Origin of the sequence: Priestia sp. BR_2 (genome assembly GCF_041954005.1) — a bacterium.
GTDB classification, from domain to species: Bacteria; Bacillota; Bacilli; order Paenibacillales; family Paenibacillaceae; genus Paenibacillus_AQ; species Paenibacillus_AQ lautus_A.
The window spans coordinates 1-1,437 of the sequence record NZ_JAVFHM010000017.1 but is presented as its reverse complement, the minus strand read 5'-3'; the positions used below and the strand labels follow the sequence as shown (position 1 = coordinate 1,437).

Annotated in this window: 1 protein-coding gene; it reads left to right on the top strand. The window is 36.5% G+C overall.

Features of this window, described 5'->3' with window-relative positions; genetic code table 11:
• Window positions 1–140: 140 nt before the first annotated feature.
• Window positions 141–1,187: a chitobiase/beta-hexosaminidase C-terminal domain-containing protein gene (locus RB298_RS00115; RefSeq protein WP_486045149.1), complete on the top strand. Its 1,047-nt coding sequence runs from the start codon at window positions 141–143 to the stop codon at window positions 1,185–1,187.
• Window positions 1,188–1,437: the final 250 nt, after the last annotated feature.

Genomic DNA, 1,437 nt, shown 5'->3' with positions numbered 1-1,437 from the left:
GCTGATCAGCCAGGGGAGCGGATTAAAAAGTGGTTCCAGTTAGTTTGTTTAATGGGGGAGCTGACGACACTGTTGAGGCAATAAAATGGAACTAAATAAAATCTCAAGGGGATCAAAAAAATGATAGAGGGTCTGATGGGGTGGATAGTGAAAATATTGAGGCTACGGCAGATCAAACTATACCAGGTACAACAGTATCTGGTGGGAGAAGCTATACGGAATATATTTACAAAGATACAGCAGGAAAAACACTAATCGAAAAGTACATGATAGAAGGAATGGGACATGCTTGGTCAGGGGGAAGTACATCCGGTTCTTATACAGATCCTAAAGGACCAAATGCAACTAAATTAAGTTGGAACTTTTTTAAAAGCCATCCGAAGAATGGTGATGCTCCTAATTCAGGAGATATATCCCCGCCGGTTACAGCTGCTTCACCAGCGGGAGGAACGTATGGAAGTTCTGTTTCTGTCACATTATCAACCAATGAACCTGCCACCACTTACTATACATTAGATGGAAGTATACCAACTGTTAATTCTCTAAAGTATTCTGAGTCTATTACCATCAACTCTAGCAAAACAATAAAATTTTTTAGTGTAGACGCTGCGGGTAACCAAGAGGGAGTAAAGACGGAAGTTTATCAAATTTCTGGAACTTCAGAGAAATCCTCAGTATTTTCTTCGCTTGCTGCTGAAGATGGATTTATCGGAAATTTATCAGCTGACGGTATGAGTAGTTCTATTCATAAAATTGGGGATAAAGGAATGTACAATACCGACACATACCGAACCATTTTATCTTTTGATACAAGTTCTTTACCTGATGATGCAAGTATTACGGATGTATCTTTGAAAATTTATCGCAAATCTTCAACTGGTAATATTTCATCTTTGAAAGGCGATATTAAAAGCGGTATATTTGGAACTAGCAGTGCTTTAGAACAAATAGAATACCAGGCCTCACCATCTATTTCAGCGGCCTTCCAAATATCAGTGCTTTCACTCAATAATGGATATACAACTATTCAACTTCCTTCCTCACTTTGGGGATATATGAATAGGAACGGCAAAACTCAGTTTCGCTTGTCAAGCTCAGGTCCAGCGGACTTTTTAAGTGACGTAGTTGAAATTTATGGGGGCGACAATCCTGCATATGCTCCAACTTTAACTGTTTCATATAAGTAAAAAAACCTTCTAAAAGCTAACTGCTTTTAGAAGGTTTTTTTGCTGATAAGTTACTTTTATCACCGAATACAACTCCAACTTTTTATAGAGTTTTCTTCAAATTTTTACATGATTTTGATGAAATTTAATCATTATTCAAAAATGAATTGTCAGAAATATTACAAGAAAATGTTTAAAATTAATTAAATCCGTAATAAAAGTAAAATATTCCTGTAATGGAAGTGAAATGAACAGGTGGTATCATTCAGTC